The organism is Burkholderia sp. BCC0506, from assembly GCF_902833145.1.
GTDB lineage: Bacteria > Pseudomonadota > Gammaproteobacteria > Burkholderiales > Burkholderiaceae > Burkholderia.
On record NZ_CADFEN010000016.1, the window covers coordinates 62,278 to 85,465 of the forward strand.

Sequence of the window (23,188 nt, forward strand, 5' to 3'; positions counted from 1 at the left end):
GTCGCCCGTTCGGAAGTTAGAGGCTGCCCTTCGTCGACGGAATCTGCCCGGCCGCGCGCTCGTCGAGCTCCACCGCCGCGCGCAGTGCGCGGCCGAACGCCTTGAACACCGTTTCGAGCTGATGGTGCGCGTTGATCCCGCGCAGGTTGTCGACATGCAGCGTGACGCCCGCGTGGTTCACGAACCCGCGGAAGAATTCGATCGACAGGTCGACGTCGAACGTGCCGATCCGCGCGCGCGTGAACGGCACGTGGAATTCGAGGCCCGGCCGGCCCGAGAAGTCGATCACGACGCGCGACAGCGCCTCGTCGAGCGGCACGTACGAATGGCCGTAGCGGCGGATGCCCTTCTTGTCGCCGACAGCCTTCGCGACGGCCTGGCCAAGCGTGATGCCGACGTCCTCGACCGTGTGGTGATCGTCGATATGCGTATCGCCATGCGCTTCGACCTCGAGATCGATCAGACCATGCCGCGCGATCTGGTCGAGCATATGGTCGAGAAACGGCACGCCGGTGGCCAGCTTCTGCCGGCCCGTACCGTCGAGATCGAGCTTCACACGGATCTGCGTTTCGCTGGTATTGCGAACGACTTCCGCCACACGCATGGCAATTCCTTGATCGAGTCTGATGTAAATGGGGATTGATCGTCGCGCGCCGCCGCGCCCTGGGCTCAACCGGGCAGCGCGAGTTTCAAGGCGGCCAGCAGGCGGGCGTTTTCGTCGGGAGAACCGACGGTCAGCCGCACGCATTCGGCCAGTAATGGATGCATTTTACTCACGTTTTTGATCAGCACCCGCTCGGTGAGCAGCGCATCGAACACGGCAGCCGCGTCCGGCACGCGCACCAGCAGGAAATTGCCGGCGCTCGGGAACACCGTCGCGCCCGGCAGCGCGGCCACGGCCTGCGCGAGGCGCGCGCGTTCCGCGCGCAATTCGGCCGCCTGTGCGTCGAGCACGTCGAGGTGGTCGAGCAGGAAATCGGCGCTCGCCTGGGTCAGCACGTTGATGTTGTACGGCGGGCGCACCTTGTCGAATTCGTTCAGCCACGCGGGCGTGCCGACGAGATAGCCGAGGCGGATGCCCGCGAGGCCGAGCTTCGACACCGTGCGCATCACGACGACGTTGTCGAACTCGGCGGCGCGCGGTAGCCACGAACGCTCGGCGAACGGCTGGTACGCCTCGTCGATCACGACCAGGCTGTGCCGCGCGGCCGCGACGATCCGTTCGACGTCGGCATCGTCGTACAGCGTGCCGGTCGGGTTGTTCGGATACGCGAGATAGACGATCGCCGGCTGGTGCTCGGCGATCGCCGCGAGCAGCGCGTCGGCGTCGAGCGTCAGGTCCGCCTTCAGCGGCACGCCGACGAACTCGAGCTGCGCGAACTTCGCCGAGAGCTCGTACATCACGAAGCCCGGCACCGGTGCGAGCACCTTCGCGCCCGGCTTCGCGCATGCGACTGAGATCATGCTGATGATTTCGTCGGAGCCGTTGCCGAGCAGCACGTCGCAGCCGGCCGGCACGCCCATCGCACGACGCAGCTTGTCCAGCAGCGCGGCCGGGCGCGGCGCCGGATAGCGGTTCAGCGCGACCTGCGCGAGACGCTCGCCGAGCGCCGCGGCGAGCGGCTCCGGCAGCGGATACGGGTTCTCCATCGCGTCGAGCTTCACGAACCCGCTCGCGTCGGGCACCGGGTAGCTCGTCATCGCGAGCACGTCGCGGCGGATGATGTCTTGTGGCGTCGTCATGGTCTCAAGCCGGCGTGCATCGCGCCGGCATCAAATGGTCGGCAAGGCGGCGGCTGCCGCCCTGCCCTCGTCTCCTGCGTCGATCCGGGGTGCCGCCGTGGCGGTGCATCGGCGCCCGCCCCGGCCCCGCGCGAACCGCGCGGTCAACCCTTCATGCGGAACTCGGCGCTCCTGGCATGCGCCTGCAGCCCTTCGCCGTACGCGAGCTCGGACGCGATCTCGCCGAGCGTCTGCGCGCCTTCCGCGCTGACCTCGATCAGGCTCGAACGCTTGATGAAGTCGTACACGCCGAGCGGCGACGAGAAGCGCGCGGTGCGCGACGTCGGCAGCACGTGGTTCGGGCCCGCGCAGTAGTCGCCGAGGCTCTCGCTCGTGTAGCGGCCGAGGAAGATCGCGCCCGCGTGGCGGATCTGCTGGCCCCATTGCTGCGGCTCCAGCGCCGAGATTTCGAGGTGTTCCGGCGCGATGTCGTTCGCGATCCGGCACGCCTCGGCCATGTCGCGCACCTTGATCAGCGCGCCGCGGCCCTCGAGCGACGCACGGATCACGTCCTGGCGCGGCATCGTCGGCAGCAGCTCGTCGATCGCCTTTTCGACGCGATCGAGGAACGCGCCATCCGGGCACAGCAGGATCGACTGTGCGAGTTCGTCGTGCTCGGCCTGCGAGAACAGGTCCATCGCGACCCAGTTCGGATCGGTCGTGCCGTCGCACAGCACGAGGATTTCCGACGGCCCGGCGATCATGTCGATGCCCACCGTGCCGAACACGCGGCGCTTCGCCGACGCGACGTACGCGTTGCCGGGGCCGCAGATCTTGTCGACGGCCGGCACCGTCGCCGTGCCGTACGCGAGCGCGCCGACCGCCTGCGCGCCGCCGATCGTGAACACCCGATCGACGCCGCCGAGCAGCGCCGCGGCGAGCACGAGGTCGTTCTTCACGCCGTCCGGCGTCGGCACGACCATCACGATCTCGCCGACCCCCGCGACGCGCGCCGGAATCGCGTTCATCAGCACCGACGACGGATACGCGGCCTTGCCGCCCGGCACGTACAGGCCGACGCGGTCGAGCGGCGTGATCTTCTGGCCGAGCACCGTGCCGTCCGCCTCCGTGTACTGCCAGCTATGCGTGCCGCACTCGATCTTCTGCTTCTCGTGGTACGCGCGCACGCGGGCGGCGGCGGCTTCCAGCGCCGCGCGCGCCTTCGGCGCGAGGCCGTCGAGCGCGGTCTGCAGCGCGTCCTGCGGCAGCTCGAGCGCGGCGACGCTGTTCGCGCCCAGCCGGTCGAAGCGGTTCGTGTACTCGAGCACCGCGGCGTCGCCGCGCGACTTCACGTCGGCGAGAATCTTCGCGACCGACTGCTCGATCGCCTCGTCCTCGCTCGCCTCGAACGCGAGCAGCGCACGCAGCGCGGCGTCGAAGCCGTCGCTCGTCGAATCGAGTTTGCGGATGGTGATGGCCATGGGAGTTCCGTTACGGTGAGGCGCTCAACCGCCATTCTGCGACGCGCGTTCGAACGCGTCGAGGATCGGCTTGAGCGCGGCGCGCTTCAACTTCAGCGCGGCCTGGTTCACGACGAGGCGCGACGAGATCGCCATGATCTCCTCGACCTCGACCAGATTGTTCGCCTTCAGCGTGCCGCCCGAGCTGACGAGGTCGACGATCGCGTCGGCCAGCCCGACCAGCGGCGCGAGTTCCATCGAGCCGTACAGCTTGATCAGATCGACGTGCACGCCCTTCGCGGCGAAGTGCTCGCGCGCCGTTTCGACGTATTTCGTCGCGACCCGCAGGCGCGCGCCCTGGCGCACCGCGTTCGCGTAGTCGAAACCGGCCGGCACGGCCACCGACATCCGGCAGCGCGCAATGTTCAGATCGATCGGCTGGTACAGGCCCGAGCCGCCGTGCTCGACCAGCACGTCCTTGCCGGCCACGCCGAAATCGGCCGCGCCGTATTCCACGTAGGTCGGCACGTCGCTCGCGCGCACGATGATCACGCGCAGGTTCGGATCGGTCGTCGGCAGGATCAGCTTGCGCGACGTTTCGGGATCCTCGGCCACCTGCACGCCGGCGGCGGCCAGCAGCGGCAGGGTTTCCTCGAAAATCCGGCCCTTCGACAGGGCGAGGGTCAGCGGCGCGCTCATGCTTGGCTCCCGGAAAGGCGGCGCACGTTCGCGCCGACGGCGGTCAGTTTGGCTTCCATGCGGTCGTAGCCGCGGTCCAGGTGATAGATGCGGTCGACGAGCGTTTCGCCGTCGGCGCGCAGCCCGGCGATCACGAGGCTCGCCGACGCACGCAGGTCGGTCGCCATCACGTTCGCGCCCGACAGCTTCTCGACGCCCGTCACGAGCGCCGTGTTGCCGTCGATCGTGATGTTCGCGCCGAGCCGGTTCAGTTCCTGCACATGCATGAAGCGGTTCTCGAAAATGGTCTCGACGACCTGCGCGGTGCCCGTCGCGACCGTATTGAGGGCCATGAACTGCGCCTGCATGTCGGTCGGGAACGCCGGGTACTCGGACGTGCGGATCGTCACCGCCGACGGGCGGCGGTCCATCTTCACGCGCAGCCAGCTGTCACCTTCCTCGATCGACACGCCGGCTTCGCGCAGCTTGTCGATCACCGCGTCGAGGATGTGCGGGCGCACGCCCGTCAGCATCACGTCGCCGCCGGCCGCCGCGACCGCGCACAGGAACGTGCCGGCCTCGATACGGTCGGGAATCACCGAATGGCGCGCGCCGTGCAGCCGCTCGACGCCCTGGATCACGAGGCGGTCGGTGCCGATGCCGTCGATTTTCGCGCCCATCGCGACCAGCAAGTGTGCGAGATCGCTCACTTCCGGCTCGCGCGCGGCGTTTTCGATCACCGTCTCGCCGTCGGCGAGCGTCGCGGCCATCAGCAGGTTTTCGGTGCCCGTCACCGTGATCATGTCGGTCACGATGCGCGCGCCCTGCAGCCGCTTCGCGCGCGCCTCGATGAAGCCGTGTTCGATGCTGATCTCGGCGCCCATCGCCTGCAGGCCCTTGATGTGCTGGTCGACCGGCCGCGCGCCGATCGCGCAGCCGCCCGGCAGCGACACCTTCGCCTCGCCGAAGCGCGCGAGCAGCGGCCCGAGCACGAGGATCGACGCGCGCATCGTCTTCACGAGCTCGTACGGCGCGACGAGGTTGTCGACGCGCGACGCGTCGAGGTGCACGCGGCAGCCGTCGGTCTCGCTCTGCACGCCCATCTGGTTCAGCACCTTCAGCGTCGTGCGCACGTCCTTCAGGTTCGGTACGTTGTCGAGATCGACCGGCTCGGCGGTGAGCAGCCCCGCGCACAGGATCGGCAGCGCGGCGTTCTTCGCGCCCGACACGACGATCTCGCCGGACAGGCGGTTGCCGCCTTCGATCGCGAGCTTGTCCATCCCCTGCCCCTGCGCTTCCCCGTTGGCGGCCGGGTGTGCCGTGGCGACGCTCTGGACGGCGTCGCGCTCGTTGACGGTGACTTGCACTCAGTGATTTCCGTTTATGCGTTCTGCCATTCGGCGGGCGTCAGCGTCTTCATGCTGAGCGCGTGAATTTCCTGCTTCATGCGATCGCCGAGCGCCGCATAGACGAGCTGGTGCCGCTGGATCGGCCGCTTGCCCTCGAAGGCCGCCGACACGATCGTCGCGAAGAAATGCTGGCCGTCGCCTTCGACTTCCAGATGCGTGCAGGCGAGACCGCCGGCGATGTATTGCTTGACCTGTTCGGGAGTCGGCAACATGGTGTAAGGCTCCTGTCGGCGCGCGCCGCCTTGGGCGGCCGCGGCCTGTCGATATCAATGACGCAGTTTGTAGCCGGTCGCGAGCAGCCGCATCGCGATCAGCGCGAGCAGCACGAAGAAACCGGTGACGATCGCCAGGCTCGCGAACGGGTTGATGTCGGACGCGCCGAAGAACCCGAAACGAAAGCCGTCGATCATGTAGAAAAACGGGTTGAGACGCGACACTTCGCGCCATACGGGCGGCAGCGAATGCGTCGAATAGAACACGCCGGACAGGAACGTCAGCGGCATGATCAGGAAATTCTGGAACGCGGCGAGCTGGTCGAATTTCTCGGCCCAGATCCCGGCGATCAGGCCGAGCGTGCCGAGGATCGCCGAGCCGAGCAGCGCGAACGCCATGATGAACAGCGGCGCCGCGAAGTGCATCGGGATAAACCAGATCGTCACGACGAACACGCCGGCGCCGACCGCGAGCCCGCGCACGACGGACGCGAGCACGTACGCGCCGAAGATGTCGCGGTACGACAGCGGCGGCAGCAGCATGAACACGAGGTTGCCGGTGATCTTCGACTGGATCAGCGACGACGAGCTGTTCGCGAACGCGTTCTGCAGCACGCTCATCATCACGAGGCCCGGCACGAGGAAGCTCACGTACTCGACGCCCGGATACACCTCGACGCGGCCCGACAGCGCGTGGCCGAAGATCGTCAGATACAGCAGCGCCGTGACGATCGGCGCGAGCACCGTCTGGAACGACACTTTCCAGAAACGCAGCAGTTCCTTGTAGAACAGCGTTCGGAACCCGCTTCCCGGCACGCGCCGGGCCGTCCCCTCGGACGACAGCGAACGCAGTTCGCGTGGGGAGTGTTGATTCATGCCAGCCCCTCGATCACCTCGGCCCCGTTCATCACCTGGACGAACACATCCTCGAGGTCGGCCTTGCGGACCTCGATCTCGTCGAACGTGCAGCCCGCCGCGCGGCATTGCGCGAGGATGCGTTCGACCTCGTCGTAGCTCGCGAGGCGCAGCAGGTGCTCGCCCGGCGCGCGCGCGGCCGGGTCGGTCTCCAGCCCGCGCAGCTCGGCCGGCAGCGCGCCGGTCGCGAACCGCAGGTACAGCTGCAGCCCCGCGAAGCGGCGCAGCAGCGCGTCGGTGCGGTCGAGCGCGACGACTTCGCCCCGCCGCAGCATCGCGATGCGGTCGCACAGCGACTCGGCTTCCTCGAGGTAATGGGTGGTCAGCACGATCGTGTGACCCTCGCGGTTCAGCCGCGAGATGAATTTCCACAGCGTCTGGCGCAATTCGACGTCGACGCCGGCGGTCGGCTCGTCGAGCACGATCACGGGCGGCCGGTGCACGAGCGCCTGCGCGACGAGCACGCGGCGCTTCATCCCGCCCGACAGCGCGCGCATGTTCGCGTCAGCCTTCTCGGTCAGGTCGAGATTGGCCATCACTTCATCGATCCAGTCGTCGTTGCGGCGCAGCCCGAAATAGCCGGACTGGATCCGCAGCGTCTCGCGGACGGTGAAGAACGGGTCGAAAACGAGTTCCTGCGGAACGACGCCAAGCGCGCGGCGCGCGTTGCGGAAGTCCTGGACGACGTCGTGACCGCGCACCGAGATACTGCCTTCGTCGGCCCGGGCGAGCCCGGCGAGGATACTGATGAGCGTGGTCTTGCCTGCGCCGTTGGGGCCGAGCAGACCGAAAAACTCGCCTTCCTCGACCGACAGGCTGACGCCCTTGAGCGCCTGAAGCGACTTGTAGCGCTTCTTGACGTGACGGATTTCTATGGCTGACATGACTGTGCGCGACGCAAGGGCCGCGACGCCTATTCTGTGCTTGCTGCGAAAGAAAATGGGGGCCGGACGCCGATTGGCTGCCCCGCAAAACGCTTGATTATAGGGCAAACCGGCTGGTGGAGCCGGCGCCGGCGGCGCGCGGCCTGAAGCGTGCGCGCGCCGGCGGGCGCGGCAGGCTTCGGTCGGACAGGGTCAATGTCGCCCGGTGCCGTCGATGAGCGCGTCGACGCCGTAGGCGCGCGCGAGGCTGGCGAGCTTCGGGGGGAGATTGAGGATATCGAGGGCGGTGCCGCGCGCGTTGGCGGCACGTTGCCATGCGAGCAGCACGGCGAGCGCGGACGAGTCGAACTGCGTCAGCCCCGTGCAATCGACGGCGGTCGCGCCCGCGTCGATGCGTGCAAGACCGGCCGCGAGCGCGGACTTCGCGCTCGCGACGGTCAGCGAGGAACCGGCTTCGAAGCCGCTCACGACGCTTGCTTGCCGGCGGCAAGCTGCTGGTTGCGCTGCGTCAGGAACTGGATCAGGCCGTCCACGCCGCTTTGCTGGATCTTCTCGTTGAACTGCTGCTGGTACGTCTGGATCAGCCATGCGCCGAGCACGTTCAGGTCATACACCTTCCAGCCGTTCGCCGTCTTGTACAGGCGGTAATCGATCTGGACCGGCTGGCCGTTGTTCATCGCGACCGTCTTGACCACGACGTCGGTATCGGCCGGATCGGCGCGGAACGGCGGGTACTGGATCTGCTGGTCCGGCTTCAGCTGCGCGAGCGCGCCCGAATACGTACGGATCAGCAGCAGCTTGAACTGCTCCTGCACCTGCTGCTGCTGCTCGGGCGTCGCCGTGCGCCAGTTGCGGCCCATCGCGAGCTGCGTGGTACGGCGGAAATCGGTGTACGGCAGGATGTCCTTGTTGACGATCGAGATGATGCGGTTGGTGTCGCCCTGCTTGATCGTCTGCTGCTTGACTTCGTCGAGGACCTGCTGCGTCGCCGTCTTGATCAGCGCCTGCGGGTTCGACTGGTCGACTTGCGCGTGAGCTGCGCTGCCGAACGAGAACAGCGCCGCGAAAACGGGGATCAGGAACAGTTTTTTCATCATAGTGACCTGCATGAAGAGTCGATGCGAAGGTTGGAGCAGGTAGCTTACGCGCAAGTTCGCATACGCTACCGACTGAATCGTTTCCGGCTGTAACGAATGTAAATCCGTCAGTGCAGCCGGATGCTCGGGAACCGCAACCCGCCCGGCGACGGCGGCGCCACCTGCATCGCCGGCACGTTCGTCTCGCTGGCCGGGTTCGGCATGTCGGCCGCGCCCGAGGCCGGCGCAGCAACCGCCGCGCCCGATGCGCCCGCCGACGCCGCGCCGCCCACCGCGGCCGCACCCGCCGTCCCGGCCGCGCCGGCTGCCGCCGGTGCCGCGCCGTCTTCCGGCAGGTCGTACTTCGGCAGCGCGTCGTTGCTCGACGTCGTGGCAGCCTCGCCGCGCGCGTTGCTGATCAGCATCTGCCGACGCTGCAGGTACGCATTGCGCACGAACGAATACTTGTCGAGCGCCGCGGCGTCCAGCACGTCGCCCGCGCCGAGCAGGTTCGCGCGCGTGTTGACCAGATTCACGCCGAACAGGCCCCAGCTCAGGCCGTCCGGCTTCACGTAGGTGAGCGGGTTGCCGACGTAGTCGACGCCGAGGCCGGCCGTGTCGCGCAGCGTGCTCGGGCCGAGCAGCGGCAGCACGAGGTACGGGCCCGACGGCACGCCGTAGCGGCCCATCGTGATCCCGAAGTCGGCCGTGTGCTTCGGCAGCTTCGCGATCGTCGCGACGTCGAACAGGCCGCCGACGCCGAACACCGTGTTGATCACCACACGCATGATGTCGCCGACGCCGTCCGCGATCCGCAGCTGCACGATGTTGTTCGCCGCGATGTAGACGTCGCCGATGTTCGAGAAGAAGTTCGTCACGCTGTCGCGCACCGGCTGCGGCACCACGTACTGGTAGCCCTTCGCGACCGGCTTCAGCGCGTACGTGTCCACCGTGTCGTTGAACTTGTACATCGTCCGGTTGAAGCCTTCGAGCGGATCGCCCTTGGTCGGCGTCTGCACGGTCGCGCAGCCGCTCAACGCGGCGACTGCCGCTACCGCCAGCGCGGCGTGCCTGATGCGGATCGTGTGCATGTCATTACCCTCTTGTTTTCTCTCGTGTGGTTATTGGGCCGCCGAGCCGGACACCGCGGACGCCGGCACCGCCACCGGTGCGGGCGCGGCGGGTGCCGCCGATGCCCCGGATGCCGGCTTCGCACCGCCCGCATCGGCCGCCTTGCTGTACAGGAACTGGCCGATCAGGTTCTCGAGCACGATCGCCGACTGCGTCATCGTGATCGTGTCGCCGGCCTTCAGCATTTCGGTGTCGCCGCCCGGATCGAGGCCGATATATTGCTCGCCGAGCAGGCCCGACGTCAGGATCTTCGCCGACGAATCCTTCGGGAACTGGTACTGGCCGTCGACGTCGATCGTCACGACCGCCTGATAGGTGTTGGTGTCGAACCCGATCGATTTCACGCGGCCGACCACGACACCCGCGCTCTTCACGGCCGCGCGCGGCTTCAGCCCGCCGATGTTGTCGAATTTCATCCTGACCGAGTAGGTCGGCTGAAACGACAGCGAACTCATGTTGCCGACCTTGAGCGCCAGGAACAGCACCGCAAGGAAGCCTACCACCACGAACAGGCCGACCCAGAAGTCGAGAGCAGTCTTTTTCATCGTCATCCCAAAATTTGGCTTGGCTGAGGCTTAGCTGAACATCAGCGCGGTCAGCAGGAAATCGAGGCCGAGTACGGCGAGCGACGCGAACACGACCGTCTTGGTGGTCGCGCGCGACACGCCTTCGGGCGTGGGCTTCGCTTCATACCCCTGAAACAGTGCAATGAAGGTCACGGCGAAGCCGAACACGATGCTCTTGATCACGCCGTTGCCGACGTCGGCCCAGACCTGGACCCCGCCCTGCATCTGCGACCAGAACGCGCCCGGATCGACGCCGATCAGCACGACGCCGACGAAGTAACCGCCGAGCACGCCGACCGCGTTGAAGATCGCGGCCAGCAGCGGCATCGCGATGATGCCCGCCCACATGCGCGGCGCGATCACGTTCTTGATCGGGTCGACCGCCATCATCTCGAGCGCGGTGAGTTGCTCGCCGGCTTTCATCAGGCCGATCTCGGCCGTGAGCGACGTGCCCGCGCGGCCCGCGAACAGCAGCGCGGTGACGACGGGGCCGAGCTCGCGCACGAGCGACAGCGCGACCAGCAGGCCGAGCGCCTGCTCGGAACCGTAGCGGTTCAGCGTGTAATAGCCCTGCAGGCCGAGCACGAAGCCGACGAACAGCCCCGACACGGCGATGATCACGAACGAATAGTTGCCGAGGAAGTGGATCTGCTTCGTGACCAGCCGCGGCCGGCGCAGCAGCGGGAAGAATTCCAGCACGAGGCGCACGAACAGGCGCGTGCCGTAGCCCGCGCGCTCGAGGCCGCCGATGACGTAACGTCCGATCGCGCTGATCATGCGCGCCCTCCGCCGAGCCCGAAATCCGCTGCGAGCGGCGGGCTCGTGTAATGAAATTTGAACGGGCCGTCCGGCGCGCCGTCGATGAACTGTCGAACGCTCGGATCGGTCGACGCGCGCAGCTCGTCGGGCGTGCCCTGCGCGAGCACACCGCCATTGGCCAGAAAATACACGTAGTCGGCGATCGCGAACGATTCCGGCACGTCGTGCGTGACGAGGATCGACGTCGCGCCGAGCGCCTGGTTCAGCGTGCGGATCAGGTTCGCGGTGATGCCGAGCGAGATCGGATCGAGGCCCGCGAACGGCTCGTCGTACATGATGAGCTGCGGATCGAGCGCGATCGCGCGCGCGAGCGCGATGCGGCGCGCCATCCCGCCCGACACCTCGGACGGCATCAGGTCGCGCGCGCCGCGCAGCCCTACCGCGTTGAGCTTCATCAGCACGAGGTCGCGGATCAGGTCTTCGGGCAGGTCGGTATGCTCGCGCAGCGCGAACGCGACGTTCTCGAACACCGACATGTCGGTAAACAGCGCGCCGAACTGGAACAGCATGCCCATCTTGCGGCGCAGCGCGTACAGGCCGTCGCGCGTCTGCGCGCCGACATCGGCGCCGTCGAACAGCACCTGGCCGCGGCGCGCGCGCACGAGGCCGCCGATCAGGCGCAGCACGGTGGTCTTGCCGCAACCCGAGCCGCCCATGACCGCGACGACCTGCCCGCGCCCGAAGCGCAGGTTCAGGTTGGACAGGACGAGGCGGTCGCCGTAACCGAAGTCGACGTCGCGAAGTTCCAGCAGGGTCTCGGTAGGAGTGGGGCTCACGGAGCTGACAGTCCTTTTACGCAGAACGCCGAATTATAGGGCCTGCATGGGAATGATGTCGTGACGCCGTTCCGGGCCCTGCGGTCAATGATTGTCAAATTGTCCGGGAAAGCACTGCTGCAGTGCAATAAGCGCCGTCCGATAGTCGGCCGCGCCCGTGACCGCGCTGACCACCGCGACGCTGCCGACGCCCGTCGCCAGCACGGCCGGCAGCGTGTCGAGCCCCACCCCGCCGATCGCGACGAGCGGCGCCTGGCCGCCCGCGAAGCGCGCATAGCGGGCCATCCGCGCGAGGCCCTGCGGCGGCGCGGCGACGGCTTTGGTGGCGGTCGCGTACACGGGGCCGAGCGCGAGATAGCTCGGCCGCTCGTGCAGCGCCCGCAACATCTCGAAATAACCATGGCTCGAAAGTCCGAGCCGCAGGCCCGCGCGCGCGATCGCGGCCAGGTCGGCCGTTTCGAGATCCTCCTGGCCGAGATGTACGCCGTACGCCCCTTCTTCTGCGGCGATCTGCCAGTGATCGTTGATGAACACGCGCGCATCCGGATAGCGGCGCCCGGCCGCGACCGCCCGCGCGATTTCCCGGCGCAGCGCATCCGGTGTCGCATCTTTCACGCGCAATTGCACGGTTCGCGCGCCGCCGTCGAGCACGCGCTCGACCCATTCGGCACTCGGCACGACCGGATAGAGGCCGAGCCGCGCGGGGCATGGCGCAAACGCAGGCTCGGGCGCGGGCGGCAGCCCGGCGACGCGCGGGAATTGCGCGGCATCGACCGGCCATGCGTCGGCGGCGCGCGTCTCGTCGCCGTCGCGCCACGCCAGCGCGAGCACCAGCGCATCGACCGGCGCGAAACCGCAATCGAGGAATGCGGCGAGCGCCGCGATCCAGTCGTCCGCGAGCGGATGCGCGGCGTCGAGCGCGTGACGCACGCCGGCCGCATGCAGCACGGCGCCCTGCTCGTCGAATTCGATCGCCACCGCGTCCGGCGACGCGGGCCGCGACACGGCCGACGCGCGCGCCTGCGCGGCACGATCGCCGGCCGACACGATCAGCACGTCACCGTCGGCCGGTACGTCGGGCGCCGCCACGCAGAGCCGCCACGGCGCCGCGCCGTCCGGCCAGTCGCCGAGCCGCGCGCGGATCCGCTCGGCCGCTTCGGCCAGCTCGTCGGCCGGCGGCCAGAATGCATCGGCGAAGCGCGCGCTCATGCGCTGCCTCCGTCCTGATGCCAGAACGGCATCCCGACGACCGGCGTGCTCGCGTGCGCGGTTTCGCGCGCGTCCATCGGGCCGGCGAGGTAGGCCGCGCGGCCGGCCTCGACGCCCTGCGCGAACGCGCGCGCCATGATCTCCGGATGGGTGGCCTGCGACACGGCCGTGTTCAGCAGCACGCCGTCGAAGCCCCATTCCATCACCTGGCACGCATGCGACGGCACGCCGAGCCCCGCGTCGACGATCAGCGGCACGTCCGGCAGCCGTTCGCGCAGCACGCGCAGGCCGTACGGATTGACGACGCCCTTGCCGGTGCCGATCGGCGCGCCCCACGGCATCAGCGCCTCGCAGCCGACGTCGAGCAGGCGCCGGCCGATCACGAGATCCTCGGTGCAGTACGGCAGCACCTTGAAGCCGTCCTTGACCAGTTGCGCGGCGGCTTCGATCAACCCGACCGGGTCGGGCTGCAGCGTGTAGTCGTCGCCGATCAGCTCGAGCTTGATCCAGTCGGTGTCGAATACCTCGCGCGCCATGTGCGCGGTGGTCACCGCTTCGGCGACGGTCTGGCAGCCGGCCGTGTTCGGCAGCAGCGGCACCGCGTGACGCTTGAGCAGGTCGAAGAAGCCGGCTTCGGCCGTACCGCCCGTCATCTGGCGACGCAGCGCGACCGTCACCATCCCGGGGCGCGATGCGGCGATCGAATCGGACAGCGACTGCAGCGACGGATAGCGCGACGTGCCGAGCAGCACGCGGCTTGCGAACGTTACGCCGTACAGCGTGAGCGCGTCGGCGGAGGTGTGGGACGTCATGTCGTTTTCCTGAAAGAGCGGGGACGAACCGGCGGCGCTCAGCCGCCCGCGACGGGGTGCACGACGTCGAGCTTGTCGCCCGCCGCGAGCGCGCGCGCCGCATGCTGCGTGCGCGCGACGAAGCTGCCGTTCAGCGCGACCGCGTACGGCGGACGCGCGCCGTACGCGGCGAGCGCGTCGGCCACCGTCGCGCCGTCGGGCAGCGTCAGGGTCTGTTGATTGATCTGGATATCCATGAGACTGGGGCGGATTCGGTCGGCGGCGCGCGTCAGGCCGGCTGGCGCGCGTCGTGGTGGTGATGAAGCAGCGCCGGCCAGCGCGCGGCGTCGCGCCAGGCGGCGAACGCGTCGGCATCGCCGAGCGCGCCGCCGAGCGCGGCCTGCGCAACCTCGACGGCCGCCTGCGCGACTTCCGGCGCGATCATGAAGCCGTGCCGGTACAGGCCGTTGACGGCGAGCGTCGACGCGCCGTCCCAGATCACCGCCGGGCGATGATCGGGCAGCGTCGGGCGGCACTGCGCGTTGAGTTCGAGGATGCGCGCCTCGCCGAACGCCGGATGCACGGAAAACGCCGCGCTCAGCAGTTCGAGCGCCGAACGCACGCTGACGGGCGACATGTCCTCGCCCTCCACCTCGGTCGCGCCGATCACATAGAGATCGTCCTGCTTCGGCGCGATGTACAGCGGGTAGCGCGGATGCAGCAGCCGCACGGGCCGCGTGAGCCCGATGCCGGGCGCGTGCACGCGCGCGACTTCGCCGCGGATGCCGCGCAGCGCGGGCAGCGCGGGTTTCGCGCCGAGCCCGCGGCAATCGATCGTGACATGCGCGGCGGGCCGGTTCGCGTCGTCGATCGACGCGTGCCAGTGCAGCGCGACGCCGCGTTCGGCGAGGCCCGCCGCGAGCGCGCGCAGCGCCTGGCGGTTGTCGAGCTGCCCTTCGCGCGGCAGCATCAGCCCGCGCGCGAAGCGGCCCGCGAGCGCGGGTTCGGCCGCGTCGACCTGCGCGCCGGCGAGCGTCACGAAGCCGCCGTCGAACAGCTCGGCCGGCGCGTTCGCGCGGAGGCGCCGCTCGAACAGCGGCGCCTCCGCGCGGTCTGCGTGATGCCAGACGACGAGCGTGCCGCGATGCTGGAAGAAGACGGGTTCGGGCAGTTCCGCGAGCCATTGCGGCCAGCGCGCGAGCGATGCGGCGCCGAGCTCGGTGATCAGCAACTCCGCGCTCGCCGCTTCCGCGAGCGGCGCGAGCATCGCGGCCGCGACCCACGCGGCCGACTGCTCGCCGTCCGGGCCGCCGCGCTCGTAGAGCGCGACGCGATGCCCGTCGCCCGCGAGCCGCCACGCGATCAGGCGGCCGACGAGGCCGCCGCCGAGCACCGCGAAATCGGGCCGTGCATCCCGGACGTTCATCGCGTGCCCTCCGCGCGCTCACGCGCGACGAACGTCGACGCGCACGCGCCGCCGCAGGCGAACGCACGCGGCATCGGGCAGGCAACCGTGCAAAAGACTGAAGATTGTGCGGCCATCATTCCTTCCGTAACGCGCAACGCGCGTACCCAAAAGGACGAAACCGGCAGCAAAGGCCGGCCGGGCGGGACTCGGGCGCTGACCATGTGGGATGGCGGCCAGCGCGGCCCGGCGGGATCAGAAACTTCCCTCGCCGGTATTACCCGGATCGGGTGCGAAGGGTCTTTCTCAGCCTCGCCGCGCTGCCCGGAACATCCGCCGGCCGCACCACGAAGCACCCCTGTTTCGTCGTCGGCCATTAGACCATAAAAGCGGAAAGCGCCGCAAACTGTCCCCCTTGCGGCAAATTCGCCGGCGCGCCGCGCCGCTCTGGCACAATGCCCGCAGGCCGGCCGCGCGAGCGGCCGGTTGCCGCGTCACCGCCGGTTTTTAAGTGCCGTTTAAGACGCACGGGCGACCATCCGGACGCCCGCCGTCGGTCGGCACCGTCCCCGGCATGCCATATCGCGGCGCGCGCCCGGCTTCGCCCGGCCCGCGCGCCGGCTCATCATCAGGAAGCACATGACCCAATCGATCGATCCCGTCCGCTCCGCCTCCGACGCGCCGCAGGGCGAGCGCCCGGTATCCGCATGGAGCCTCATCAAGCCCTACTGGGTATCGTCCGAATGGAAAATCGCGTGGGGGTTGCTGGTCACGATTGTCGCGATCAACCTCTGCGTCGTCTGGATCAACGTCCGGCTGAACAAGTGGAACGCGCAGTTCTACAACGCGCTGCAGTCGAAGGACGTCCACGACTTCCCGAACCTGCTGATGCAGTTCTCCGCGCTCGCCTTCGCGTTCATCATCCTCGCCGTGTATGGCCGCTACCTGCGGCAGATGCTCGGTTTCCGCTGGCGCCAGTGGCTCACCGAACGCTTCCTCGGCCAGTGGCTCGGCGACCGCGCGTTCTACCGGATCGAGCGCGACCGCCTCGCGGACAACCCCGACCAGCGGATCACCGACGACCTCCAGTCGTTCGCGACCACGACGCTCGCGCTGTCGCTCGACCTGCTGTCGACGGTCGTCACGCTCGTGTCGTTCATCACGATCCTGTGGTCGCTCGCCGGCGCGCTGACGTTCACGCTCGGCGCGACGCCGATCGCGATTCCCGGCTACATGGTCTGGGCGGCCGCGCTGTACGCGGTGGTCGGCTCGCTGATCATCCAGAAGGTCGGCCATCCGCTCGTGTCGATCAACTACCAGCAGCAGCGCGTCGAGGCCGATTTCCGCTTCGGGCTGATCCGCGTGCGCGAGAACGCCGAGCAGATCGCGTTCTACGACGGCGAGAAGACCGAGACCGGCAACGCGCAGAACCTCTTCATGCGCATCCGCGACAACTGGTGGCGCGTGATGAAGTACACGAAGCGGCTCACGTTCGTGCTGAGCTTCTACGGACAGATCGCGATCATCTTCCCGCTCGTCGTCGCCGCACCGCGCTACTTTGCCGGCGCGTTCTCGTTCGGCGTGCTGATGCAGATCTCGTCCGCGTTCGGCACCGTCAGCGACTCGTTCTCGTGGTTCATCAACAGCTACTCGACCCTCGTCGAATGGCGCGCCACCGTCAATCGTCTGCGCGAATTCAAGCGCGTGATGAGCACGTCGCACCTGAAGGAAAGCCTGTCGCCCGCGACCGAGCACGGCGGCATCAACCTGCACTACATCGACGCCGCGAAGCTGTCCACGTCGTCACTCAAGCTCGCGCTGCCGAACGGCAACGCGCTCGCGAACATCGGCGACGTCACGATCGAGCCCGGCTCGCGCTGGCTCGTGGTCGGCAAGTCGGGCTCCGGCAAGAGCACGTTCATGCGCGCGCTCGCGGGCCTGTGGCCGTTCGGCGACGGCGCGATCGACGCACCCGTCGGCGCGCGGATGATGTTCGTGCCGCAAACCAGCTATTTGCCGATCGGCACGCTGAAGGCCGCGCTCACCTACCCGGCGACGCCCGACACGTTCAGCGACGAAGCGTGCCGCGATGCGCTGCGCGCGTGCCGCCTCGAGGATTACGTCGATCGCCTCGACGAAACCGCACACTGGACCCGCGTGCTGTCGCCGGGCGAGCAGCAGCGTCTGGCCGGCGCGCGCGTGCTGCTGCACAAGCCCGACTTCCTGTTCCTCGACGAAGCGACCAGCGCGCTCGACGCGGACAACGAAGCGCGCCTCTATCACCTGTTCGCCGAACGGCTGCCGAAGGCCGCGATCGTCAGCATCGCGCACCGCGAATCGCTGGCCGCGTTCCACGTCGGCACGATCAACGTCGAGCGCGTGAACGACGACGACAAGGTCGCCGCGTGAACGCACGCGCCGCGCACGTCGCCCGGATCGCGCTGATCACCGGCGCCGGGTCGGGGATCGGCGCGGCGCTCGCGCGGCGGCTCGCGGCGCCCGGTGCCGCGCTGGCGCTGCATGCGCGCGGCGCGGACGATGCGGCCCGCGCGCGGCTCGCCGACGTTGCGCAAGCATGCACGGCGGCCGGCGCGCAATGCCTGACGCTGACCGGCGATCTCGGCGAGCCGGGCGTGGCCGCCACGCTCGTCGATGCCGTCGCCACCCGCTTCGGCGCGCTCGACCAGCTCGTCGCGAACGCCGGCTTCGCCGCGCGGCAATCCTTTTCCGGTCTCTCAGCGGATGCGCTCGCGGCCGCCTTCACGGCCATGCCCGGTGCGTTCTCCGCGCTCGCGAGCCGCGCGCGGCCGCTGCTCGAAGCGTCGGCCGCGCCGCGGATCGTCGCGGTCAGTTCGTTCGTCGCGCACCGCTACCGCGCCGAGGCACCGTTCGCGGCGACCGCCGCCGCGAAGGCCGCGCTCGAATCGCTGGTGCGTACCGCCGCCGCCGAATTCGCCGCGCACGGTATCACCGTCAACGCGGTCGCACCGGGCTTCACGCGCAAGGACCACGGGCCGAGCGCCGGCAACGCCGCGGCGTGGGCGCAGGCCGAACAGGCGACGCCGCTCGGCCGGATCGCCGAGCCCGACGACGTCGCCGCGCTGATCGCGTTCCTGCTGTCGGACGCGGCGCGGCAGATCACCGGCCAGGTCATCCACGTCGACGGCGGCTTGACGCTCTGACGCGCCTTCCCGCCTTTCTGCTTCTCCTCACGAAGCCGCATCCGCCTTTTTGGCGGGCAGGATCGCGCCCGTAAAATAACCGCGGCGCGGCAGCGCGGGACGAGACAACACGAGAGGGGGCGGCAAGCATGCAGGCATTCCGGTGGTTCAACGCATTGTCGACGCGCGAGCGCCGGACGCTGTACGCCGGATTCGGCGGCTACGCGGTCGATGCGTTCGACTTCATGATGTATTCGTTCCTGATCCCGACGCTGATCGCCACCTGGGGCATGTCGAAGAGCGAGGCCGGGATGATCGCGACGAGCTCGCTGATCTCGTCGGCGATCGGCGGCTGGGTCGCCGGCATCCTCGCCGATCGCTACGGCCGCGTGCGCGTGCTGCAGTGGACCATCGCGACGTTCGCGCTGTTCACGTGCCTGTCGGGCTTCACGCATTCGTTCTGGCAGTTGCTCGCCACGCGCACGCTGCAGGGTTTCGGCTTCGGCGGCGAATGGTCGGTCGTGACGATCATGATGGCCGAGACGATCCGCTCGCCCGAGCATCGCGCGAAGGCCGTCGGCACCGTGCAGAGCAGCTGGTCGTTCGGCTGGGGCGCGGCCGCGATCCTCTACTGGGCGTTCTTCGCGCTGCTGCCCGAGCAACTCGCGTGGCGCGCGTGCTTCTGGATCGGCCTCGCGCCCGCGCTGTGGATTTTCTACATCCGCCGCAACGTAAGCGACCCCGACATCTACACGGCCACGCGCCGCGCCCGCGACGAAGGCCGCGTGTCGGGCCACTTCCTCGAGATCTTCTCGCCGCCGCACCTGCGCGCGACGCTGTTCGGCAGCGCGCTCTGCACCGGCATGCTCGGCGGCTACTACGCGATCACGACGTGGCTGCCCACCTACCTCAAAACCGTGCGCCACCTATCGGTGTTCAACACGAGCGGCTATCTCGTCGTGCTGATCGTCGGGTCGTTCGTCGGCTACGTGGTCGGCGCGATCCTGTCCGACCGGCTCGGCCGCCGCGCGTCGTTCATCCTGTTCGCGATCGGCTCGTTCTCGCTCGGCATGGCGTACACGATGCTGCCGATCACCGATACCGCGATGCTGCTGCTCGGCTTTCCGCTCGGCATCGTCGTGCAAGGGATCTTCGCGGGCGTCGGCGCGTATCTGTCGGAACTGTATCCGGGCGCGATCCGCGGCTCCGGCCAAGGTTTCTGCTACAACCTCGGCCGGGGGCTCGGCTCGTTCTTCCCGATCCTCGTCGGCGCGCTGTCGCAATCGATGTCGCTCGTGAAGGCGATCGGCCTCGTCGCGGGCGGCGGCTACCTGCTCGTGATCGTCGCGGCGCTCGTGCTGCCGGAAACGCGCGGCAAGTCGCTCGCCGACGATACGGCCGTCGCGTCGTGAGCCACCGCTTCGTCCCGGACACCGCATGCACGTGATCGTTCTCGGCGCCGGCGTGATCGGCGTCACCACTGCCTGGCACCTGCGCGAAGCAGGCTGCGACGTCACCGTGATCGAACGCGAGGCCGATGTCGCGCAAGCGACGAGCCTCGGCAACGCGGGCGTGATCGCGCCCGGCTACGTGACGCCGTGGGCCGCGCCCGGGATGCCCGGCAAGATCCTCAAATACCTGTTCAAACCCGCGTCGCCGCTGATCTTCCGGCCGACGCTCGACGCCGCGCAGTGGCGCTGGATCGCGCGCTGGCTGCGCGAATGCGAATTCGAGCGGTTCCGCGTGAACAAGCAGCGGATGCAGCGCATCGCGTATTACAGCCGCGCCTGCCTGCATGCGTTTCGCGAGCGTCATCCGTTCGACTACGGCGCGAGCCGCGGCTATCTGCAACTGCTGCGCGGCGCGTTCGACGTCGAGATGGTGCAACCCGCGCTGAAGGTGCTGCGCGATGCCGGCATCGCGTTTCGCGAACTCGACGCGGCCGGCTGCACCGCGATCGAACCGGGCCTGCGCTGGGCGCGGCAGGCGCCCGTCGGCGGCATCTACCTGCCCGACGATGAAGCCGGCGACTGCGCGCGCTTCACGCGCGAGCTGCGGGCGCTGTGCGAAGCGAACGGCGTGACGTTCCGGTTCCGCACCGCGATTCGCGCGCTCGACGTCGCAGGCGGCAAGGTGTGCGGCGTGCGGATCGAATCGCTCGAGGCAGGCGCCGCCGCCCGACGCGATACGCAGCTCGCCGCCGACGCGATCGTCGTCGCGCTCGGCGTCGACAGCGCAGGCCTGCTGCGGCCGCACGGCATCGACGTGCCGCTGTATCCGGTGAAGGGCTACTCGGCCACGCTCGCGATCGTCGACGAGGAAAAGGCGCCCTGCGCCGCACTGATGGACGAATCGCTGAAGACCGCGATCACGCGCTTCGGCCCGACGCTGCGCGTCGCCGGCACCGCGGAACTCGGCAACCGCCACGCGACGTTGCGGCAGCAGGCGCTCGACACGCTGATGAAGGTGCTCGACGACTGGTTCCCCCACGCGGCCGATCGCGCGTCGGCACGCTTCTGGGTCGGCCGCCGTCCGATGACGCCCGACGGGCCGCCGCTGCTCGGCGCGAGCGGGATCGACGGCCTCTGGCTCAACGTCGGCCACGGCTCGACGGGCTGGGCGATGTCGATGGGGTCGGGAAAAGTGATCGCGGACCTCGTCACCGGGCGCACGCCGGAGATCGATCTGGCCGGCCTGACGCTCGCGCGCTACGACGGGTAGTGCAGCCGGCGGGTCATACCGTCGAAGCGATGCGCGGTCGCGACCGGCGGCATGGCGCGCGGCCGTGTCGGCGCGTGTCGCTACCGCGGCGGCGTGCGGCCGTCGGCCGGGGCGATCGGCGCCGACACGATCGGCCGATGCGACACGCCTTCGTGCGACAGCCGGCTCTCGAACAACGTCAGCGCGTCGACGCGCACCTCGACGGGCCGCCCCGGCGCGCCGCCGTGCGCGGGCTGGCCAACCGCATCGTGCGGCAGCCGCGCGAGCGTCACGTGCGGCCGGAACGGCCGCCGGTCGGCCGGCACGCCGAGTTCGCGCAACAGCGCGGCCAGCCCCGCATTCAGCGCGACGCAAGCGGCGTCGGCCGCGAGCTCTGCGACGATCAGCCTTGCACGCGGCAGGCTCGGCCACCACGCGATCCGCTCGACCGGCAACGGCGGCCACGCGTGCGCGGCCGCGAGCGTGGGCAGGTGCGCGGCCAGCGCGTCGCACCGTTCCCGCTCGATAGCGCCGATGAACGCGAGCGTCATGTGCAGTTGCGCGGGCAGCGTGCGCCGCGCGCCGCGGGCGACCGGCAACGCGTGCAGCGCGTCGCGCGACGCCGCATCGGGCATCAGCGCGACGAACGCACGGAGCCGGTCGCCGTTCATGACTCGCGCACCGTCACGCGCACTTCGGCCACCGCGTCGGCCGACGGCGAACGCTGCGACAGCGGGCCGTGCTCGCCCCACACGTCGGCCGGCAGCACGCGCGCGAGTTCGGGGATCGTGTTGCGCGTGAACACCGGCTCGGCGACCCCTGCCGCGCGCTGGCGGCGATAGTCGGCCCAGGCGGCGTGCGCGTACTTGCCAAGCGCGAGGATCGCGACCAGGTTGATGATCGCCATCAGCCCCATGCTCGTATCGGCCATCGCCCACACGAGCGGCAGTTGCCCGACGCTGCCGAACATCACCATGCCGAGCACGGCGACGCGGAACAGCGGCAGCACGCCGCGCCGCTTCGTGACGAACTCGACATTGCCTTCCGCATACGCGTAGTTGCCGATCACCGACGAGTACGCGAAGAAGAAGATCGCGACGGCCATGTAGATCCCGCCCCAGTCGCCGACGTGGCTCGCGATCGCGCGTTGCGTGAGTGCCGCGCCTTCCATGCCGGTGCCGAGCGCGTACTGGCCCGACAGCAGGATCACGAACGCGGTCGCGCTGCAGATCACGATCGTGTCGACGAACACGCCGAGCATCTGGATCAGCCCCTGCACGACCGGATGCCGCACGCTCGCGGTCGCGGCCGCGTTCGGCGCGCTGCCCATGCCGGCCTCGTTCGAGAACAGCCCGCGCTTCACGCCCATCGCGACTGCCTGGCTGACCGCGTAGCCGGTCAGCCCGCCCGCCGCCTGCTCGAGGCCGAACGCGCTCTTCACGATCAGCGCGAGCACCTCGGGCACCAGCGCGATGTGCGTCGCGACCGCGTAGACCGCCAGCGCGAGGTAGCCGATCGCCATCACCGGCACGATCACCTGCGCGACCGACGCGATGCGGCGGATCCCGCCGAAGATGAGCGGCGCGGTGAGCAGCACGAGACCCAGGCCGACCGTCTCGCGGCGCCAGCCGAACGACGTATGGAATGCATCGGCGATCGCGTTGGCCTGCACCGCGTTGAACACGAAGCCGAACGCGAGGATCAGCGACAGCGAGAACAGCACGCCGAAGCCGCGCGAGCGCAGGCCCGTCTGGATGTAGTACGCGGGGCCGCCGCGATAGCTGCCGTCCGGGTGCGACACCTTGAAGATCTGCGCGAGCGTCGCTTCGACGAATGCGGACGACATCCCGACGAGCGCGGTCATCCACATCCAGAAGATCGCGCCCGGCCCGCCGACCGTCAGCGCGACCGCGACGCCGGCGATGTTGCCGGTGCCGACGCGGCTCGCGAGCCCGGTCGCGAACGCCTGGAACGACGAGATGCTGCCCGGCTCGCCCTTGCTGCCGACCAGCTTCATGCTGAGGAACAGTGCCTTCAGCTGGATCATCCGGAACCGCAACGTGAACCACGCACCGGCGCCGAGCAGCAGCGCGATCAGCACGTAGTTCCACAACACGCCGTTGACGGCGTCGATCAGCCCTTGCACGAATGCTTCCATCCAGAGTCCTTGTCAATAGGTCAGTCATGTGCGACGACCGCGAATGCGGCCCGAGGGGCGACATGATATGACAGTTTTCAAGAATTATTACAAACCGAAAGGATTTGAGATGATGA

Annotated in this window: 24 protein-coding genes and 1 riboswitch; of the genes, 4 read left to right on the top strand and 20 right to left on the bottom strand. The window is 68.9% G+C overall.

Annotated features, from left to right (window positions below; genetic code table 11):
• Positions 1 to 16 precede the first annotated feature (16 nt).
• The 18 genes from hisB to HWX62_RS29635 all read right to left on the bottom strand — a co-directional run bounded on the left by hisB (position 17) and on the right by HWX62_RS29635 (position 15,074).
• Entirely contained in the window at positions 17 to 604 is a 588-nt protein-coding gene (hisB, locus tag HWX62_RS29550; protein ID WP_151064228.1) for an imidazoleglycerol-phosphate dehydratase HisB, read from the bottom strand.
• A gap of 65 nt (positions 605 to 669) precedes the next feature.
• A complete protein-coding gene (hisC, locus tag HWX62_RS29555) occupies positions 670 to 1,743 on the bottom strand; it encodes a histidinol-phosphate transaminase (RefSeq protein ID WP_175932017.1) in 1,074 nt (357 codons plus the stop codon).
• 143 nt (positions 1,744 to 1,886) lie between these two features.
• A complete protein-coding gene (gene hisD / locus HWX62_RS29560) occupies positions 1,887 to 3,203 on the bottom strand; it encodes a histidinol dehydrogenase (protein ID WP_175932018.1) in 1,317 nt (438 codons plus the stop codon).
• A 24-nt stretch (positions 3,204 to 3,227) separates the two neighbouring features.
• The gene (gene hisG, locus HWX62_RS29565) at positions 3,228 to 3,881 is read right to left on the bottom strand and encodes an ATP phosphoribosyltransferase (RefSeq protein WP_034209773.1); all 654 of its coding nucleotides are present in this window, start codon (positions 3,879 to 3,881) and stop codon (positions 3,228 to 3,230) included.
• Positions 3,878 to 5,227, bottom strand: coding sequence for a UDP-N-acetylglucosamine 1-carboxyvinyltransferase (murA, locus tag HWX62_RS29570; protein ID WP_175932019.1), 1,350 nt, complete (start codon positions 5,225 to 5,227; stop codon positions 3,878 to 3,880). The genes hisG and murA overlap by 4 nt, the downstream gene beginning before the upstream one ends.
• A gap of 14 nt (positions 5,228 to 5,241) precedes the next feature.
• Positions 5,242 to 5,481, bottom strand: coding sequence for a BolA family protein (locus HWX62_RS29575; protein ID WP_006477131.1), 240 nt, complete (start codon positions 5,479 to 5,481; stop codon positions 5,242 to 5,244).
• 54 nt (positions 5,482 to 5,535) lie between these two features.
• Positions 5,536 to 6,357, bottom strand: coding sequence for an ABC transporter permease (locus HWX62_RS29580; protein WP_244136111.1), 822 nt, complete (start codon positions 6,355 to 6,357; stop codon positions 5,536 to 5,538).
• Positions 6,354 to 7,280 carry an ABC transporter ATP-binding protein gene (locus HWX62_RS29585; RefSeq protein ID WP_060315500.1) on the bottom strand — a complete coding sequence of 309 codons (927 nt, stop codon included), beginning with the start codon at positions 7,278 to 7,280 and terminating at the stop codon, positions 6,354 to 6,356. The genes HWX62_RS29580 and HWX62_RS29585 overlap by 4 nt, the downstream gene beginning before the upstream one ends.
• A gap of 192 nt (positions 7,281 to 7,472) precedes the next feature.
• Positions 7,473 to 7,748, bottom strand: coding sequence for an STAS domain-containing protein (locus tag HWX62_RS29590; protein ID WP_175932020.1), 276 nt, complete (start codon positions 7,746 to 7,748; stop codon positions 7,473 to 7,475).
• Positions 7,745 to 8,374 carry an ABC transporter substrate-binding protein gene (locus tag HWX62_RS29595; RefSeq protein ID WP_175932021.1) on the bottom strand — a complete coding sequence of 210 codons (630 nt, stop codon included), beginning with the start codon at positions 8,372 to 8,374 and terminating at the stop codon, positions 7,745 to 7,747. Before HWX62_RS29595 ends, HWX62_RS29590 begins: the two co-directional genes overlap by 4 nt.
• Before the next feature lie 110 nt (positions 8,375 to 8,484).
• A complete protein-coding gene (locus tag HWX62_RS29600) occupies positions 8,485 to 9,447 on the bottom strand; it encodes a VacJ family lipoprotein (protein WP_175932022.1) in 963 nt (320 codons plus the stop codon).
• Positions 9,448 to 9,477: 30 nt separating this feature from the next.
• Positions 9,478 to 10,038, bottom strand: a complete 561-nt coding sequence (mlaD, locus tag HWX62_RS29605; protein ID WP_175932023.1) for an outer membrane lipid asymmetry maintenance protein MlaD — start codon at positions 10,036 to 10,038, stop codon at positions 9,478 to 9,480.
• A gap of 24 nt (positions 10,039 to 10,062) precedes the next feature.
• Positions 10,063 to 10,830 carry a lipid asymmetry maintenance ABC transporter permease subunit MlaE gene (gene mlaE / locus HWX62_RS29610; protein WP_050013133.1) on the bottom strand — a complete coding sequence of 256 codons (768 nt, stop codon included), beginning with the start codon at positions 10,828 to 10,830 and terminating at the stop codon, positions 10,063 to 10,065.
• Positions 10,827 to 11,648 carry an ABC transporter ATP-binding protein gene (locus HWX62_RS29615; RefSeq protein ID WP_006477138.1) on the bottom strand — a complete coding sequence of 274 codons (822 nt, stop codon included), beginning with the start codon at positions 11,646 to 11,648 and terminating at the stop codon, positions 10,827 to 10,829. Before HWX62_RS29615 ends, mlaE begins: the two co-directional genes overlap by 4 nt.
• 84 nt (positions 11,649 to 11,732) lie before the next feature.
• Positions 11,733 to 12,857 (bottom strand): thiamine phosphate synthase, encoded by a 1,125-nt coding sequence (thiE, locus tag HWX62_RS29620; protein WP_175932024.1) that lies wholly within the window; start codon positions 12,855 to 12,857, stop codon positions 11,733 to 11,735.
• Positions 12,854 to 13,669, bottom strand: coding sequence for a thiazole synthase (locus tag HWX62_RS29625; protein ID WP_175932025.1), 816 nt, complete (start codon positions 13,667 to 13,669; stop codon positions 12,854 to 12,856). The genes thiE and HWX62_RS29625 overlap by 4 nt, the downstream gene beginning before the upstream one ends.
• A gap of 38 nt (positions 13,670 to 13,707) precedes the next feature.
• Positions 13,708 to 13,905 (bottom strand): sulfur carrier protein ThiS, encoded by a 198-nt coding sequence (gene thiS, locus HWX62_RS29630; RefSeq protein ID WP_059567644.1) that lies wholly within the window; start codon positions 13,903 to 13,905, stop codon positions 13,708 to 13,710.
• A gap of 32 nt (positions 13,906 to 13,937) precedes the next feature.
• Positions 13,938 to 15,074: an FAD-dependent oxidoreductase gene (locus HWX62_RS29635; RefSeq protein ID WP_175932026.1), complete on the bottom strand. Its 1,137-nt coding sequence runs from the start codon at positions 15,072 to 15,074 to the stop codon at positions 13,938 to 13,940.
• Between the two features lie 225 nt (positions 15,075 to 15,299).
• Positions 15,300 to 15,423, bottom strand: a riboswitch (TPP riboswitch).
• Between the two features lie 269 nt (positions 15,424 to 15,692).
• Here HWX62_RS29635 and HWX62_RS29640 point away from each other — a divergent pair.
• The 4 genes from HWX62_RS29640 (at position 15,693) to HWX62_RS29655 (ending at position 20,935) form a co-directional block, all read left to right on the top strand.
• The gene (locus HWX62_RS29640) at positions 15,693 to 17,462 is read left to right on the top strand and encodes an ABC transporter ATP-binding protein/permease (RefSeq protein WP_175932027.1); all 1,770 of its coding nucleotides are present in this window, start codon (positions 15,693 to 15,695) and stop codon (positions 17,460 to 17,462) included.
• Entirely contained in the window at positions 17,459 to 18,235 is a 777-nt protein-coding gene (locus tag HWX62_RS29645) for an SDR family oxidoreductase (protein WP_175932028.1), read from the top strand. The genes HWX62_RS29640 and HWX62_RS29645 overlap by 4 nt, the downstream gene beginning before the upstream one ends.
• A gap of 128 nt (positions 18,236 to 18,363) precedes the next feature.
• Entirely contained in the window at positions 18,364 to 19,626 is a 1,263-nt protein-coding gene (locus HWX62_RS29650) for an MFS transporter (protein ID WP_175932029.1), read from the top strand.
• Between the two features lie 25 nt (positions 19,627 to 19,651).
• Entirely contained in the window at positions 19,652 to 20,935 is a 1,284-nt protein-coding gene (locus HWX62_RS29655; protein WP_175932030.1) for a D-amino acid dehydrogenase, read from the top strand.
• A gap of 80 nt (positions 20,936 to 21,015) precedes the next feature.
• Here HWX62_RS29655 and thpR read toward each other — a convergent pair whose 3' ends face one another.
• A complete protein-coding gene (thpR, locus tag HWX62_RS29660; protein WP_175932031.1) occupies positions 21,016 to 21,585 on the bottom strand; it encodes an RNA 2',3'-cyclic phosphodiesterase in 570 nt (189 codons plus the stop codon).
• Positions 21,582 to 23,072 carry an alanine/glycine:cation symporter family protein gene (locus HWX62_RS29665; RefSeq protein ID WP_175932032.1) on the bottom strand — a complete coding sequence of 497 codons (1,491 nt, stop codon included), beginning with the start codon at positions 23,070 to 23,072 and terminating at the stop codon, positions 21,582 to 21,584. Before HWX62_RS29665 ends, thpR begins: the two co-directional genes overlap by 4 nt.
• Positions 23,073 to 23,188 lie beyond the last annotated feature (116 nt).